This is a genomic window from Sphingobium sp. LMC3-1-1.1, from assembly GCF_040676285.1.
In the GTDB taxonomy this organism is placed as follows: domain Bacteria; phylum Pseudomonadota; class Alphaproteobacteria; order Sphingomonadales; family Sphingomonadaceae; genus Sphingobium.
Genome location: NZ_JBEGHQ010000001.1, coordinates 480,294 through 496,445 on the forward strand (window position 1 = coordinate 480,294; position 16,152 = coordinate 496,445).

Below are 16,152 nucleotides of genomic sequence, written 5' to 3' on the forward strand. Positions count from 1 at the left end.
TGTTTTCGCAGGAACACTTGAGGACAAGAAAATGACTGAGACGATATTTCGCGTTCAGGGCGCTACGGGTTTGTGGGAGGTCGTGATTGGCCTTGAGGTCCATGCGCAGATTACAAGCAACGCCAAACTCTTTTCCGGCGCGGCGACTGCTTTCGGCGCGGAACCGAACACTCAGGTTAGCCTTGTCGACGCGGCCATGCCCGGCATGCTGCCCGTGCCGAACCGCGAGTGCATCCGTCAGGCGGTGCGCACCGGCATGGCGATCAGGGCGCAGATCAACAAATGGTCCCGCTTCGATCGCAAGAATTATTTCTACGCCGACCTGCCGCAGGGCTACCAGATCAGCCAGCTCTACCACCCGCTGGTGGGCGAGGGTGAGATCGAGATCACGCTGGACGAGAAGAACCCCGACAGCAGCACCAAGACCATCGGCATCGAGCGCATCCATGTCGAGCAGGACGCCGGCAAGCTGATGCATGACCAGCATCCGACGCGCTCCTATGTCGACCTCAACCGTTCCGGCGTGGCGCTGATGGAGATCGTGTCGAAGCCCGACATGCGGTCTCCCGCAGAGGCAGGCGCTTATCTGTCGAAGCTCAGGACGATCCTGCGCTATGTCGGGTCGTGCGACGGCAATATGGACCAGGGGTCGATGCGCGCCGACGTCAATGTGTCCGTCCGCAAGCCGGGCGAACCCTTTGGCACCCGCACCGAGACGAAGAACGTCAATTCCGTCCGTTTCGTCATGGCTGTCGTCGAACATGAGGCCAGCCGTCAGGTCGACGTGCTGGAGGCCGGCGGCAAGGTGGTGCAGGAAACCCGCCTCTACGATCCGGACCGGAATGAGACGCGCTCCATGCGGTCGAAGGAAGACGCGCATGACTATCGCTATTTCCCCGATCCGGACCTGTTGCCGCTGGAACTGGACGACGCCTTTCTGGAGGAATGCCGCCAGTCGCTGCCGGAACTGCCCGACGCCAAGCGTCAGCGCTATGAGCAGGCGCTGGGCCTGTCCGCCTATAATGCCGCCACGCTGACCGCCGACGCCGACACCGCGCGCTGGTTCGAGGCGCTGCTGGCAGAGGGCGCGCGCATCCAGAAGAAGAGCGAGGGCGAGGTCGCCAAGGCTTCGGCCAACTGGCTGCTGTCGGAACTTTACGGTGCGCTCAACCGCCTGGGCAAGACGCTGGAGGAAAGTCCCGTCAACCCGGAAGAGGGCGCGGAACTGCTGGCCCTCATCGCCGACGGCACGATCAGCGGCACCATTGCCAAGCAGGTGTTCGAGATCATGCTCGAAACCGGCGAGAGCGCGCCGAAGATCGTCGAGGAAAAGGGCCTGAAGCAGACGAGCGACACCGGCGCGATCGAAGCGGCGGTGGCCAGGGTTCTTGCCGATAATGGCGACAAGGTCGAACAATATAAGGCGGGCAAGGAGGCGCTGTTCGGCTTCTTTGTCGGCCAGACGATGAAGGCCATGCAGGGCAAGGCCAATCCGCAGGTCGTCAATGAACTCGTCAGGAAGGCATTGGGCTGATCTGTTTCTAGGGCCGGCATGGGGATGCCGGCCTTCAATGGGGGGTGGATATGAACAGGGGGATTTTCGTCGCGGGGCTGTGCCTCGCGGCATGCGTCGCGACCGTCGCGGCGCGGGCGGAAACGCTCAACAATGACAGCGTCGTCGCGCTGGTTTCGGCGGGCCTGGGGGATGAAGCCGTGATCGCGAAGATCAAGGCTTCGCCGGCCCAGTACAGGCTCTCCACCGATGACCTGATCGCGCTCAAGAAGAGCGGCGTTTCCGGCCCCGTTATCGCCGCGATGATCGAGGCGGGATCGCAGGGCATCACCTCCGCCAAGGCGGCGATGTCGGCGGACTCGCCCGATCCGCTCGTGCCGCATCCCTCCGGCATCTACATGCTGGTCGACGCCGCCGAGCCTGCCCGCATGGCCCGGATCGATCCTACCATTTCCAACCAGAGCAAGACCGGCGGCATCCTGGGCTATGCCTTCACCGGCGGCATCGCCTCCCTCAGCATCAAGGCGGTCATTCCAAATGTCAGCGCCCGCATCGTCTCGGGCAAGGCGCGGCCCATCTTCTACTTCTATTTCGATGAGGCCAATCGCAGCCTGTCGCAGGCAGGGGCGCCGTCTCTCTGGCTGGCAGGGCCGGCGACGGCGATCACCTCGCCCAATGAATTCAGCCTGATCCAGTTCGATGTGAAGAAGGACCGTCGCGAAACCCGCGTCGGCAGCATGAATCTGGGCGGCGCCAAATCGGGCGTGATGGACAAGGACCGCATCGCCTTCGATTATGAGCAGGTGGCGCCCGGCGTCTTCAAGGTCATGCCGAGGGTGGATCTGGGCACGGGCGAATATGGCTTTCTCTATTCCGTCAGTGCCGGCTCCGGGCCCGGCATGTGGGGCGGGGGCACGGGCGGCGCGCGAATCTTCGATTTCGCGATCCGGCCCTGAAGGCGGGACAATAAAAGGGGCGCTGCCGGGGGAAGGCAGCGCCCCTTCCTTTAGGGCCATGACACCGTTGGGAAGACGGCTTAGGTCATGGCGGATCGGCGGGCCCGGAGGGTCTGTGGGGTGTGGCCCGCCAATTCACTGCTAGGACGTCACAGGATGAAGTTAACCGTCGCCCGCAGGGACAGGGCGACGTGATTTTGTTGTTGTTCCGCTCCGAATTCGCCGCCGACGCGGAAACTCTCGGTGCCGCCGATCAGGCGCGCGCGCCCGGTCCAGCCGCTGGTGCGCTTGTCCGCGATCAGGGTGAAGTCCTCGCCGCCGACATAATGCGCGGTCGTGTCGCCCAGCGATCCGCCGATGATCTGCCGACGCCCGCCCTCCAGCTCGAACCGCATCCAGCCGTCCTCGCGGTTGCGGCTGCCGAAGTCGTAGCCGACGGTGACATTGCCGCTGGCGGTCAGCTCGTCGCTGGTGCGGCTGTCGACGATCAGGTCGAACGCGTCGCCGCCGCCCGTTTCGCTATAGCCGCCTTCTTTCAGCCTGTAATAGTCGATGCCGGCCGCCGGCCGCAGGGTGAAGCGATTGAAGCGCATTTCATAGGACCCGCCCAACGTCGCCGAATAGAGCTTGCCCGACCAGTCGCCGTTCGCCGTGCGGACGAGGTCGCCGGATGCAAAGTGGCGACCGCCGCGAAAGTCGATATGGGCGGCCGAAACACGGGCATAGGTCTGGAACGGCCCGAAATCGCCGCGCCAGTGTGCCGCCAGTTCGAACTGATCCGAATCGACCACATTGTCGTTGCTGCCGGACGAATCGCTGCCGTGAATATAGGCGATGGATGCGCCCAGCGCGCCGATCCCCGTCAGATATTCCGCGCCAAGGCTCGCACCCCATCCATTGATGTCATAGGACGCCGTGTCGCCCACGCTCTTGGAGCTGCCGAACGCGACCTGTTGCAGCCAGAAACCCAGATTGCCGTCAGCCGTGCGATAGATGCCGCCCGGATCGGCCAGGATGCGGGCGGTGGCGCGCGAACCGGCGGTCACCGCCTCGAACGTGCCGCCGGCATGGTCGGGCAGCATCTGCTGCAGATTGGCCTTCAGCGTGTCGCCGTCGGTAATGGCAAGATAGTTGCTGGCAAAGGCGCTGTCTTTGTCCAGCGCGTTGAAGATCGCGTCATAGGCGCGCGCCTGTGATCCGGTCAGGCCCAGATCGGACACGGTCTTGGCGGCGATCGACAGGGTCACTTCCCCCGTGGCCGCATTGCTGGTGATGCCGCCCTTGAACATATAGGGGATCAGCGTCGTGCTGGAGAGGGCAGGCGTGCCGTTCAGCGATCCGGCGCGGACGATGACATAATTGCCTTCGGACCCGGCAACGCGGGTCAGGGTCGCCTTCACCTGCGATCCGCTGGCGAAGGTTGCGGCTCCGGCGACATTGTAGAGCGTATTGGTGCCATTGGCCGTGTCGACCGTCACGCCGATGACGGATGATGCGCCGACGGCTAGCGAGGCAAGCGCGACGGGACCATTGTTGCTGGCGTTGAGCATGCCGCCGTTCACGACGACTGCGGTATTGCCGGCATTGCTGATGGCGCCATTCAGGGCCGCGGTGCCGGAGAGGGTCAGCGTCGATGGACCCCCGCCGAAATCCACGCCGCCGTTGATCTGCGAACTTCCGGAGAGCGCCAGGCTGGAACCATTTCCGCCCATGGCCACATTGCCCGCCAGGGTGGAGGAACCGGACAGCGCCAGGCTGTTGCTGCCCCCGCCCAGGTCGACATTGCCCGCGATGCTGCCTGCCGACACGGTCATGACATCATTGCCCGACCCCAGCCGCACGTCCCCGGTGATCTTCGGCGCCGTCGCGGTCGCCGAGGCAAGCGACTGCGTCAGGGTAACGCCGCTGCTGTTGGCGGTCATATCGATGGCGACGTTCGATCCGCTCTTGCCCCCCGTTGCCGAAATCGCACCGCTGTTGGACAGGGAGGATACCGTGCCCGACGCATCGAGGATGGCGATGGCCGCGCCGTCCGTGCTGCTGATCGCGCTGGCGGAGATGGTGCCGCTGTTGACGATGGCGCGGCTCGTCGCGCCTGCATCGATCACCAGCGCGCGGGCGGAGGTGCCGGCAAGTTTCGAACCCGACGCGCCCACCGTGCCGCCGATCTGGATGGTATCCGCCATGGTGCCGCTGCCCAGGCGAATGGCCGTGGCATTGCTGTCATAGGATACCGCGCCGACCGATCCCGACACCAGCAATCCCTTGGTCAGCGTGACATTGCCGCCCAGCCCGCCAATGACCAGGCCGTTGGCGTTCACGCCATCATAGACGCCTTGTCCGATGATCGTTCCCTTGACGATCAGGCCATAGCCGGAACTGTCGGCTGCCACCGCGCCGATGGTCGTGGCCGCCGTGGCCGAGCCGATCTGCACCGCAGCGGCCGAGCCATAGGTGATGATATTGGCGGACCCTTCGGTAGCGTCGGGCAGGCCGTCATTGTCGACGTCCGGTTTCGTGCTGTCGAGCGTGGGCGGGATGTCGAAGATGACGCCGCCGGTCACATTGCCGGCGATCGTCACCGCCGATCCACCCTGAAGCAGATCGTCGGGGTCCAGTTTGGAAATGTCACTGGGCCGCGTCGTGTAGCGGTAGCCGGTGCTGGTGATCGTGCCCTGGATCTTGACCGCTCCGTTCACGTCCCCCTGCAGGGCCACGCCAATGCTGTTGGCGCCCGTGACCGTGGTCGTTCCGCGGATCGTGACATTGCCCGTGACCGCATTGGCCAGCACGCCATAACCATTGTCGCCCAGCACGCTGGTGGAGCCGCTGGTCGACAGATTGCCGGTCAGCGGCGCATCGATGCGGATCCCGGCCGACTGGTTGCCCTCCACCGTGATGGTTCCGCTGCTGTCGATATTGCCGATATGCGCCGCGCCGGACTGGACCCAGATGCCGTAGCGGTTCGAACCCTTGGCGAAGGGGCCGTCCAGATCGCCGTCATTGTCGGTGTCGGTGGCCGTATAATCCTCGTCCAGGGTGATCGTGCCGCTGTTGCCGATGTTGCCGCTCACGCCCGCGATCGAAAGAATGCCGGTCGCGCCGTCCGCGTTCGAAATCTTCAGCGTACCTGCATTGCTGACATTGTTGTTGCTGTCCTGGGTGATGGCGGTGCCGCTGGTCAGGGTGACCGATCCTGCGGAACTGACCGTCACGTCATCGGGGGCGCCGTTGGCGGCGGTGGCTGTCCTGACCGCCGTCGTGGTGGAGGAACCTATGGTGGTTTCCGCCGCCGCATCGGCCACTGCAAGAGCGGCCAGAACGGAAGCGATGGCCGTACAGGCCAGTAGATTGCGCATGATGTCTCCTCTGCGTGCCGCGCCTCTTGTCGATGAGCGCGCATGCGGGGGAGACGGCGCCGGACCGGCCGGTCCGTCACCTAAAAATAATGAGACGCAGGATCAGAAGGCGAAATCCATCCCCAGCCGGACCGTCCGGGGACGCTGGGGCGTCACATAATCGCCGCTGATGTCGAACGGCGTGCCCAGCGAGAAGCGGTTGCCGCTGCTGTCGAACAGGTTGGTGAGAGATAGCGACCATTGCATGGGTCCGCGGGTCAGCGCGGCGTTGAACGCCGTGTCCACATAATTGCCCTGTTCGCGTCCCAATATCGGTCCGACGCCCAGGCGCGACTTGCCGACATAGCGGGCCGATCCGCTGAGATGGAGTTGCATCTCGTCTCCCACACGCGCGCGGTAGTCGACGCCGATGCGCCCGCCCAGATTGGCGACATTGGGCAGGCTCAGCGACTGCCCTTCGTAGGACAGCAGCCGCACGAACTGCGCCGGACGGTTGAGCCGGCTGTCGTTGAAGATGATGCTGCCGTCCAGCGTCAGGCGCGGGATGGGGCGGACGACGACGCGCCCCTCCACCGTATAGATGCGTCCGTCCCCGATATTGTCGGTGGTCGGGATGCCGATGCGATCGGTGACGTCGGCCTGGATGTCCTTCCACCTCGTATAGGCGAGATTGCCGGTCAGCGCGATCCTGTCGACCCCAGGAATGCCCCGGCGAAAGCCCAGTTCCAGCGTGGAGGCGCGGTCGTTGCGGAAACGCTGGATATGCTGGTCGTCGACCGCCAGCCCCCCAGGGCGGAATCCCTGCTGGAAACGGGCGTAGATGGTGGTTCCCCGCCAGGCGTCGGTCAGCAGGGAGAAGGAGGGGAGGAAGATCGTTTCGTTCCGGTTCGCCTGCGCCTCGGCCCTCGCAATGGCGGCGAGGGACAGGAGGGCTATGGGATCGAGCGCCTCGCCGGTCAGGCGGCTGTTGGTCAGCCGGCCACCGACCGTGGCGATCAGGCCGCGCACGGGTTCGAAGGATGCCTCGCCGAACAGCGTCGCCTCGCGGATGCGGTTATGCACGCCGGTCGACGTCGCCGGCATGCCGCGCCCGTACATCGGCACACCGGGAATGACCTGCGGCTGCATGATGTCCGCGCTGTAGGATGTCAGCGAACGATGGATGTCCGACGTGCTTTCCAGATAGGACGCGCCCAATATCCAGCCCAGACCATTGTCCAGATCGCGGACAATGCGGTTTTCGGTCGAGAAGATATCGACCTTGTTCCTTTGCCGGAACAGGGCGGCGGGTGCATCGGCTCCGAACGGGTCATATTGCGTCGCGTCATAGCTTTCCGTCAGGACGTTGTGGACGAAGCCGGTGGACGAGATGAAACGCAGATTGTCCCACTGCCTTTCGATGCGCAGATTGGCGAGCGCATAGCTGGACGAATAGGGCTGGGCGACGGCGGATGCGCGCTCGAGTTCGCCGATATCCTTTTCTGCATATTGGGCATCGTCGCCCTTGATGCGCTGGAAAACGCCGGTGAGGTCCATGGTCCAGTCCTCGTTCGGCGCGAAACGCAATGCGGCGCGACCGCCATAGGTGCGGATGCGGTTGACGTCATGCCTGTTGCGCAGGACGTCGTCGATATAGCCGCCATCCTGCACGCCGTACCCAACGACGCGCAGCGCGATCTTCTCCGTCAGGATCGGCAGGTTGATCGTCGCGGACAGGTCCCCGCCGGGCGCGCCATGTTGCGTGGCGCTGAGGCCGGCGGAAGCCTGCCCGCCGGTGCGCACCAGATCGGGCGCATTGGGTATCATGCGCACGATGCCACCCAGCGAACCCGCGCCATAGAGTGTGCCCTGCGGGCCCTCCAGCACTTCCACCCCCTGCATGTCATAGAGCCGCAGGTCAGGGTCGGGCGCCGCATAGTTGAGCCGCATGTCGCCCAGATACTGGCCCGACGTCGCCTGCGTGGGGCCGGCAACGCCGCTGTCGGCGATGGCGCGGATGAACAGCTTGTTGCGGCCTTCGCCGGCATGGGTGGAACTGAGGCTCGCCACGCGGAAGATCAGGCTGGCGGTGCCCCCGGCCGCCTCGGCGGCGGTGAAGGCGTCATCGCCCACCACATCGACCATGCCGGCATAGCGGGGCAGCGGGGTGTCGCGCTTGGACGCGGTGACGATGATGTCGGCAGGTTCGGGCGCGGCCTGCGCAACGGGCCGGGCTATGTGGGGGCAGCCCTGTTCGCGCGCGGTGGCAGTCCGCACGATCCGCCATGTGGTCGCGTCGATCCGCCGGATGCTGGCATCGCTGCCTTTGATCAGCCGCTTCAGCGCAGCTTCGACCGAGAGGCGGCCTGCCACGGCCGGCGTGGCGATGCCGGCCAGCGACTGGTCGGACATGCCGATGCTGGCTCCGGTCTGACGGCCGAGCGCTATCGCCGCCTCGCCCAAATGTCCGGGGGCGATGCTGATTTGCTGTCTATCCGCCGCCCGCGCGGGCGAAGCGGCCATCATGGCGAGGGCGGTGACGATCAGGACGTCAGCGTGGCGGGCCATCCCCCTCCTTCAACAGCCAGCCGTCGCCTTCCCTGACGGCGCTAAGGCCCATCAGTGGCGCCGCCTGACCAAAGAACCGCGCCGGATCCCGGTCCAGGCGGATCGTGCCGGTGAAGCGCATGGCTCCCGCGCCGGGCGTGGCGGTAAGCCGGACGCCCAATGAACGGGCGATGTCGGCGCTGATCTGCGTTACCGGGGCATTGGCATAGCTCAGCCGGCCCTGGCGCCAGCTTGCCACGGCATCGGTCGCGATATCCATGACGCGCAGGCCGTTTTCGTCATCGGTCAGGGCGCGACCGGCGGGGAGCGCGATCGCCTCCGCCTTCGGATTGTAGATGACCTCGCCCTCCGACACGCCGATGCGCGTCGCTGTGCCGGTCCGGACGATGTTGAAGACGGTGCCTGCATCCTCGAACAGCGCGTTGCCCACTGTGACGCGGAAGGGGTCGGCCGGGTCATGCCGCACGGTGAAAGCGGCCTCGCCGCTGTCGAGTGCCGCGAAACGCGCGTCATGGCGATCGAAACGCATGGTGGTGCCACCGTTCAGTTCGATATGCGTGCCTTCATCCAGCGCGACGGTGCGCGTTTCGCCGGGCCGGGTCGTGACGGTGTAGATGTCGCTGCGGTTCCACATGCCGATAGACAGCGCCGCGACCAGCGCCGCGGCCACTGCGCCGCCGCCGATCAGCGATCTCGGCCAGCGCCAGCCACGCGTGCCCGCATCATTGGCAGGCGCGGCGATGACGACCGGCTCTGCAGGAATGATCCGCACCAGGTCGGCGTCCGCCGCCATCAGCGCGTCATAGGCAGGCGCATGCGCGGGATCGGCCTCCAGCCAGGCGGTGAAGGCTTCCCAATCGGCAAATTCGGGATCGCGCGTCCGGATGACCCATCCGAGCGCCTCCTCGTTCATCATGGCCTTAGCCCCGTTCATTTCAGCCCCTCATCTGAACCAGACGCCACCGCCATCCTCATTCCGTATCCAGTTTCTGCTTGAGGGCGATCATCGCGCGATAGGCTTTCTGCAGGTCCTTCTCCACGGTGGTCAGGCTGACGCCCAGTTCCTCCGCGATCAGCCGTTGTCCCACGCCCTCCAGACGGAAGCGACGGAACACCATCTCGACCCGCGGCCCCAGGGACCGCAGCACGGCGCGGGCCTCCTCCAGCCGTTCGTTCAGGACCAACCTTTCATCGACGGCGATATCCTCCGACGGATCGGCCATCACGCCGCCTGCACCCTCCGCCCAATCCTGTTCGCGCCGCTCCCGCCGCGTGGCGGACCGATAGCGATCGAGCATCAGGTTGTTCGCCATGCGGTAGAGATAGGGCAGGGGATCGGCGATCGGGCCGAGATCCTTCTCCTCCAGCTTCATCCACATGTCCTGCAACAGATCCTCGGACTCATCGCCCGCGCCGCGCGCGCGCAAAAACCGCAGCAGAGCAGGGCGATTGTTCAGGAAGATGGCGGAGAGGCCGGTAGCCATGAAGAACGTGCGTCCAGTGGGATCAGGCGGTTGCCATAAAGGGCCGATGAGGGCGTTGCAACGGGCAAGCGGTCCATGGGATCTTGCCATTTACCCGCGGCCATGCCTGTTCTAGGACGGATCGACATTCAGGTGATGACGAGCCGAAAATGGTGATTTTTCGTGACCCGGCGCGCAGCCTGCTTCCAGTAGGTGAGCACCGGAAGCACGGAAAGCCGCCATTTGCAGGCCGCCAGGACTGAATGTCGATCCGTCCTGGATGGTCAGGTCGGCAGGAGGATCGATGCAGCTAATCGGGCAGGTGGACGTGGCGGCGGCGCGAGCGGCCGGCATGAATGCCGGAAAATTGCAGGCGCTGGCCGATTTTGTCCATGATCGCTATGTCGCGCCCGGCAAGCTGCCCCATATGCAGTTGCTCGTGTCGCGTGACGAGCAGCCGATCGTCTCCGTCCGCAGCGGCGCGGCGCGCGCCACCGGCGAGCCGCTGGGCGACGACGCGCTTTACCGCATCGCCTCCATGACCAAACCGGTGACATCGGTCGCCTTCATGATGCTGGTGGAACAGGGGCTGGTCGCGCTGGACGATCCGGTGGTGAAGGTGCTGCCGGAATTTGCCGACCTCGCCGTCGGCGCCGATGGAATCGGGCGGATGCGGCGACCGATACTGATGATCGACCTGTTGCGGCACACCTCTGGCCTGACCTATGGATTGCAGCGGCAGACGGCCATTGACGCGCGCTATCGCGATCTTGGCCTGGACGAGTTCCAGCAGAAGCGCAGTTCCGACGACTTCATTGCGACCCTCGCCGCGCTGCCGCTGGAATTTTCGCCTGGTGACCGATGGAACTATTCGGTTTCCACCGATGTGCTGGGCATCGTGGTCGAACGGCTGAGCGGCCTTGACCTGGAGCGCTATTTTCGCGAGCGCATCTTCGATCCGCTGGGCATGCCCGACACATTCTTCGAACTGCCGGAGGACCGGGTCGAGCGGATGACGGACGCGTGGCAGTGGGCACCGGACGGCACGCTTTCGCTCTACGACCGGGGCGCGCGCAGCGGATGGCGCAGGCCGCTCAGGCTACGTTCGGGCGGCGGCGGCCTCCTATCCTCCGTGGCTGATTACCACCGCTTCGCGCGGATGCTGCTGCGCGGCGGCGAACTGGACGGCGTGCGGCTGCTGAAACCGGAAACGGTCGCGACGATGCACGCCAATCATCTGCCCGGCGGCGGCGACCTGGCCAGCCTGTCCTCCTCCATGTTCAGCGAAGCGGATTATGCGGGCGTCGGTTTCGGCCTGGGCTTCGCGACGGACCTTCGGACGCAGGAATATTATTGGGGCGGGGTGTTCTCCACCTTCTTCTTCATCGATCCGGTCGAGCGGCTGATCGCCATATTCATGACCCAGCATTTTCCCTCGAGCATCCATCCGGTCCGTCGCGAGTTGAGGCAGGGTGTTCGCCGTGCCATCGCCGAAAGCCGCACCGATTAATTGCTGCGCTGCAAAATTTGCTGGTGGCGCGCCTCGGGACGGCGTGCCATCATCGCGCCTGGACTCAAAGGCGAAAGGGGCACATTTATGAACCTGAAAGGCCAAACCACCCTTCCCAAGCCCGCTCCGCGGCAGGTCGACCCACAGGTCCTTGCCCATGAGATCGTCGAGCGGCTCACCTACCGGATCGGCAAGAACGCGACGGCAGCCAAGCCGCATGACTGGCTGCATGCGGTGATCCTCGCCATTCGCGACCGGGTAATCGACGCCTGGATCGCCTCCACGGAGAAAACCTATCAGGAGCAGGGACGGCGGGTCTATTATCTGAGCCTGGAATTCCTGATCGGACGGCTGATGCGCGACGCGGCGTCCAACATGGAAATGCTGGACGACATGCAGGCGGCCTTGGCGTCGCTGGGCGTCGACATCGACATCATCGCCGCGCTGGAACCCGACGCCGCCCTGGGCAATGGCGGCCTTGGCCGGCTCGCGGCCTGCTTCATGGAGAGCATGGCGACAGTGGACGTGCCCGCCTATGGCTATGGCATACGCTATGTGAACGGCATGTTTCGGCAGGAAATTTCGGACGGCTGGCAGGTGGAACTGCCCGAAACCTGGCTGACCCATGGCAATCCCTGGGAATTTGAACGGCGCGAGGCGAGCTATGAGATCGGCTTTGGCGGCCGGGTCGATCCGTCGGAAAATGAGGATGCCGGTCCCCACCAGATGCGCTGGCGCCCGGCCGAGCGGGTCATCGCCACGCCTTATGACACGCCGATCGCGGGCTGGCGGGGCAAGCGGGTCAACACGCTTCGCCTGTGGGAAGCCCAGCCGATCGATCCGATCCTGCTCGACCGCTTCAACGCTGGCGACCATCTGGGCGCGCTGACGGAAAGCAATCGGGCGGAGGCGCTCACGCGCGTGCTCTACCCGGCCGACAGTTCCCCGGCGGGTCAGGAATTGCGGCTGCGGCAGGAATATTTCTTCTCTTCCGCATCCCTGCAGGACATCGTCCGGCGGCATATCCAATATTTCGGCGATATACGCACCCTGCCGAACAAGGCGGCGATCCAGCTGAACGACACCCATCCGGCGGTTGCCGTCGCGGAACTGATGCGGCTCCTCCTCGACGATTACGGCCTCGACTTCGACGAGGCGTGGGACATCACCCGCCGGACGTTCAGCTACACCAATCACACGCTGCTGCCCGAAGCGCTGGAAAGCTGGCCGGTACCGCTGTTCGAACGGCTGCTGCCCCGGCACATGCAGATCGTCTATGCAGTGAACAGCCGGCTGCTGGGGGAGGCGCGACGCCTGAAGGCCGAAGATGGCGCGGGCCAGTTCGACGACCGGGCCATCGGCACCATCTCCCTGATCGACGAGGGGGGAGAGCGGCGGGTGCGCATGGGCAATCTGGCCTTTGCCGGATCGCACAGCGTCAACGGCGTGTCGGCGCTGCATACCGAATTGATGAAGGAAACGGTTTTTGCCGATTTCCACCGGCTCTACCCGACGCGGATCAACAACAAGACCAATGGCGTCACCTTCCGCCGCTGGCTGATGCAGTGCAATCACGGGCTGTTCGAACTGATCAGGGAAGCGATCGGGGACCGCTTCATGGACGATCCCGAAGCGCTGCGCGAGCTGGACCGCTTCGCCGACGACAGCGCGTTCCAGGAGAAATTCCTGGGCGTCAAGCGCGCCAACAAGGTGGCGCTGGCCGATCTGCTGCGCCAGCGGGTCAATGCCCGGATCGATCCTTCGGCCATGTTCGACATCCAGATCAAGCGCATCCATGAATATAAGCGGCAGTTGCTCAACATCATCGAGGCGGTGTCGCTCTACGACCAGATACGGTCGCATCCGGAGCGGCATTGGGTGCCGCGCGTCAAGCTGTTCGGCGGCAAGGCGGCGCCCAGCTATCACAATGCCAAGCTGATCATCAAACTGGCGGGCGATGTTGCGCGGGCGGTCAATCACGACCCGGCGGTGAATGGCCTGCTGAAGGTGCAATTCGTGCCCAACTACAATGTGTCGCTGGCGGAAATGATGATTCCGGCGGCGGACCTGTCCGAACAGATTTCGACTGCGGGCATGGAGGCGTCGGGCACCGGCAACATGAAGTTCGCCGTCAACGGCGCGCTCACCATCGGCACGCTGGACGGCGCCAATGTCGAAATGCGCGACCATGTGGGGGAGGAGAATATCGTGATCTTCGGCCTCACCGCCGCGCAGGTGAACGAACGGCGCGCCCAGGGCTACGACCCGCGCGAGGTGATCGGCCAGAGCCGCGAACTGGGCCAGGCGCTGGATGCGATCGCGAGCGGCGTCTTTTCCCCCGACGATCCGGGACGGTACAAGGATCTGGTGCAGGGCATCCATGATCATGACTGGTTCATGGTCGCGGCCGACTTCGACAGCTATTCCGCCGCGCAGCGCCGGGTGGACGGAATATGGCAGGACCAGGCGCTATGGGCGCGCAGGGCGATCCACAATGTCGCCCGCATGGGCTGGTTCTCGTCGGACCGTACGATCAGGGAATATGCGACGGACATCTGGAAGGTGCCGGTTTGAAGCGAGGCCGGATCTAGCGTGGGCCCGAACCCGGAACAGATCGCCCGCCTGCTGGAGGGGCGGGAGGACGATCCCTTCGCCACGCTTGGCGTCCATCCGGCGGCAAAGGGTTTCACCGCCTGCGTCTTCCTGCCGGACGCGGTGCGCGTCGAGGCCTGCAGACTGGACGGCAAGGCGGTCGGCACGTTGGACCGGCTCCATCCGGAAGGGCTGTTCTTCGGCAGGATCGCCATCCGCAAGCGCCAGCCGCTGCGTTACCGGGCGACCTATGCCGATGGCGGCGAACATGCGCTGATCGATCCCTACAGCTTTGGCCCGGTACTGGGGCCGATGGACGATTATTATTTTGCCGAAGGGTCTCACGCGCGGCTGTTCGACAAGATGGGTGCCCATATCATGACCCATGAAGGGGTGGAGGGCACGCATTTCGCGGTCTGGGCACCCAATGCGCAGCGTGTGTCGGTGGTGGGCGACTTCAATCGCTGGGACGGACGCCGGGCGCCGATGCGGCGTCGCCAGGATGCGGGCATATGGGAAATCTTCCTGCCCGAACTGGGCGTCGGCAGCGCCTATAAATATGAGATTGTCGGGCCCGACGGCAATGTCCTGCCGCTGAAGGCCGACCCCTTCGCCTTCCGCTCCGAATTGCGGCCCGCCACCGCTTCCGTCGTGGCGGCCGCCCCGGACCATGACTGGGGCGACGAACGCCACCGCGACTATTGGCAAAAGGCCGATCCGCGTCGCGAGCCCGTTTCCGTCTATGAGGTGCACGCCGGTTCCTGGCAGCGCGACGATGACGGCAATTTCCTTTGCTGGGATGCCCTTGCCCAACGGTTGATCCCCTATGTGGTCGGCATGGGCTTTACCCATATCGAATTCCTGCCGATCAGCGAATTTCCCTATGATCCGAGCTGGGGATACCAGACCACCGGGCTATACGCGCCGACCGCGCGCTTTGGCGATCCGGAGGGCTTTGCCCGCTTCGTCGATGGCGCGCATCGTGCGGGCGTGGGCGTCATCCTCGACTGGGTGCCCGCCCATTTCCCCACCGACGCCCATGGGCTGGCCCGTTTCGACGGCACCGCCCTTTATGAACATGCCGATCCGCGCAAGGGATTCCATCCCGACTGGAACACGGCGATCTACAATTTCGGCCGGCGGGAGGTGGCGCAATATCTGGTCAACAACGCCCTCTTCTGGGCGGAGCGCTACCATGTCGACGGGCTGCGGGTCGATGCCGTCGCCTCGATGCTCTATCTCGACTATTCCCGCAAGGAAGGGGAATGGATCCCCAACAGCCAGGGCGGACGGGAGAATGTGGAGGCGGTCGATTTCCTGCGGCAGATGAACAAGGCGCTCTACGGCACCCATGGCGGCGTCATGACCATCGCCGAGGAATCGACGAGCTGGCCCAAGGTGTCGCATCCCGTCCATGAAGGGGGCCTGGGCTTCGGCTTCAAATGGAATATGGGCTTCATGCACGACACGCTGCGCTATCTGGCGCGTGATCCGGTGCACCGCGCCCATCACCATGACGACATCACCTTCGGCCTGCTCTACGCCTTTACGGAGAATTTCGTGCTGGCGCTGAGCCATGACGAGGTGGTGCATGGCAAGGCTTCCCTGCTGCACAAGATGCCGGGGGACGACTGGCAGAAATTCGCGACCCTGCGCGCCTATTACACGATGATGTGGGGCTATCCGGGCAAGAAGCTGCTGTTCATGGGGCAGGAATTCGCCCAGCGCGATGAATGGAGCGAGGCGCGGGCGCTGGACTGGCATTTGCTCGATCACGCGCCGCATCGGGGCGTGCAGTTGCTGCTGAGCGACCTCAACCGCCTCTACCGCTCCCGTCCTGCGCTGCATGCCCGCGATTGCGAGCCGGAGGGGTTCGACTGGGTCCTGGTCGATGCGGCGGCGGACTCGGTCTTCGCCTGGGTGCGACGCGCGCCCGGCGTGGCGCCCATCGTCGTCATCAGCCACTTCACGCCCACATTGCGCCACGGATACAGGATGCGCCTTCCCTCCGGCGGCCGCTGGCGGGAAATCGTCAACAGCGACGCCGTCGACTATGGGGGCAGCGGCGCGGGAAATATGGGAATTGTCGTCGCTGATGAAGAGGGGTGGGCCAATGTCACCATTCCACCGCTTGCAACGTTGATGCTGGAACTGGAATATTGAAACGAACGGGCGGAATATCAACGCTCGCGAGCATGAAGGAGAAGAGGGC

The 16,152-nt window shown here is 64.6% G+C and carries 9 protein-coding genes; 5 read left to right on the forward strand and 4 right to left on the reverse strand.

Annotated features, from left to right (window positions below; all coding sequences use genetic code 11):
- Nucleotides 1–31 precede the first annotated feature (31 nt).
- Nucleotides 32–1,534, forward strand: a complete 1,503-nt coding sequence (gatB, locus tag MRBLMC3_RS02405) for an Asp-tRNA(Asn)/Glu-tRNA(Gln) amidotransferase subunit GatB (protein WP_363825568.1) — start codon at nucleotides 32–34, stop codon at nucleotides 1,532–1,534.
- Between the two features lie 50 nt (nucleotides 1,535–1,584).
- Nucleotides 1,585–2,469 carry a hypothetical protein gene (locus tag MRBLMC3_RS02410; RefSeq protein WP_363825570.1) on the forward strand — a complete coding sequence of 295 codons (885 nt, stop codon included), beginning with the start codon at nucleotides 1,585–1,587 and terminating at the stop codon, nucleotides 2,467–2,469.
- Nucleotides 2,470–2,618: 149 nt separating this feature from the next.
- Here MRBLMC3_RS02410 and MRBLMC3_RS02415 read toward each other — a convergent pair whose 3' ends face one another.
- The 4 genes from MRBLMC3_RS02415 to MRBLMC3_RS02430 all read right to left on the reverse strand — a co-directional run bounded on the left by MRBLMC3_RS02415 (nucleotide 2,619) and on the right by MRBLMC3_RS02430 (nucleotide 9,859).
- A complete protein-coding gene (locus MRBLMC3_RS02415; RefSeq protein ID WP_363825573.1) occupies nucleotides 2,619–5,828 on the reverse strand; it encodes an autotransporter outer membrane beta-barrel domain-containing protein in 3,210 nt (1,069 codons plus the stop codon).
- Between the two features lie 102 nt (nucleotides 5,829–5,930).
- Complete coding sequence (locus tag MRBLMC3_RS02420) at nucleotides 5,931–8,375, reverse strand: TonB-dependent receptor domain-containing protein (protein WP_363825574.1); 2,445 nt, start codon at nucleotides 8,373–8,375, stop codon at nucleotides 5,931–5,933.
- Nucleotides 8,359–9,291, reverse strand: coding sequence for a FecR family protein (locus tag MRBLMC3_RS02425; RefSeq protein WP_363735388.1), 933 nt, complete (start codon nucleotides 9,289–9,291; stop codon nucleotides 8,359–8,361). The genes MRBLMC3_RS02420 and MRBLMC3_RS02425 overlap by 17 nt, the downstream gene beginning before the upstream one ends.
- A 55-nt stretch (nucleotides 9,292–9,346) precedes the next feature.
- Nucleotides 9,347–9,859, reverse strand: a complete 513-nt coding sequence (locus tag MRBLMC3_RS02430) for an RNA polymerase sigma factor (RefSeq protein WP_133651998.1) — start codon at nucleotides 9,857–9,859, stop codon at nucleotides 9,347–9,349.
- Nucleotides 9,860–10,142: 283 nt separating this feature from the next.
- On the opposite strand from MRBLMC3_RS02430, the gene MRBLMC3_RS02435 reads away from it, so the two are divergent.
- From MRBLMC3_RS02435 to glgB, 3 genes are all read left to right on the forward strand, one after another.
- Nucleotides 10,143–11,348 carry a serine hydrolase domain-containing protein gene (locus MRBLMC3_RS02435; protein ID WP_363825577.1) on the forward strand — a complete coding sequence of 402 codons (1,206 nt, stop codon included), beginning with the start codon at nucleotides 10,143–10,145 and terminating at the stop codon, nucleotides 11,346–11,348.
- Nucleotides 11,349–11,435: 87 nt separating this feature from the next.
- A complete protein-coding gene (locus MRBLMC3_RS02440; protein ID WP_363825580.1) occupies nucleotides 11,436–13,922 on the forward strand; it encodes a glycogen/starch/alpha-glucan phosphorylase in 2,487 nt (828 codons plus the stop codon).
- Between the two features lie 18 nt (nucleotides 13,923–13,940).
- A complete protein-coding gene (gene glgB, locus MRBLMC3_RS02445) occupies nucleotides 13,941–16,103 on the forward strand; it encodes a 1,4-alpha-glucan branching protein GlgB (RefSeq protein WP_363825581.1) in 2,163 nt (720 codons plus the stop codon).
- Nucleotides 16,104–16,152 lie beyond the last annotated feature (49 nt).

Coding starts and splice junctions, on each gene's coding strand:
- gatB (WP_363825568.1), top strand. CDS start 32: ATGACTGAGACGATATTTCGCGTTCAGGGCGCTACGGGTTTGTGGGAG.
- MRBLMC3_RS02410 (WP_363825570.1), top strand. CDS start 1,585: ATGAACAGGGGGATTTTCGTCGCGGGGCTGTGCCTCGCGGCATGCGTC.
- MRBLMC3_RS02415 (WP_363825573.1), bottom strand. CDS start 5,828: ATGCGCAATCTACTGGCCTGTACGGCCATCGCTTCCGTTCTGGCCGCT.
- MRBLMC3_RS02420 (WP_363825574.1), bottom strand. CDS start 8,375: ATGGCCCGCCACGCTGACGTCCTGATCGTCACCGCCCTCGCCATGATG.
- MRBLMC3_RS02425 (WP_363735388.1), bottom strand. CDS start 9,291: ATGATGAACGAGGAGGCGCTCGGATGGGTCATCCGGACGCGCGATCCC.
- MRBLMC3_RS02430 (WP_133651998.1), bottom strand. CDS start 9,859: ATGGCTACCGGCCTCTCCGCCATCTTCCTGAACAATCGCCCTGCTCTG.
- MRBLMC3_RS02435 (WP_363825577.1), top strand. CDS start 10,143: ATGCAGCTAATCGGGCAGGTGGACGTGGCGGCGGCGCGAGCGGCCGGC.
- MRBLMC3_RS02440 (WP_363825580.1), top strand. CDS start 11,436: ATGAACCTGAAAGGCCAAACCACCCTTCCCAAGCCCGCTCCGCGGCAG.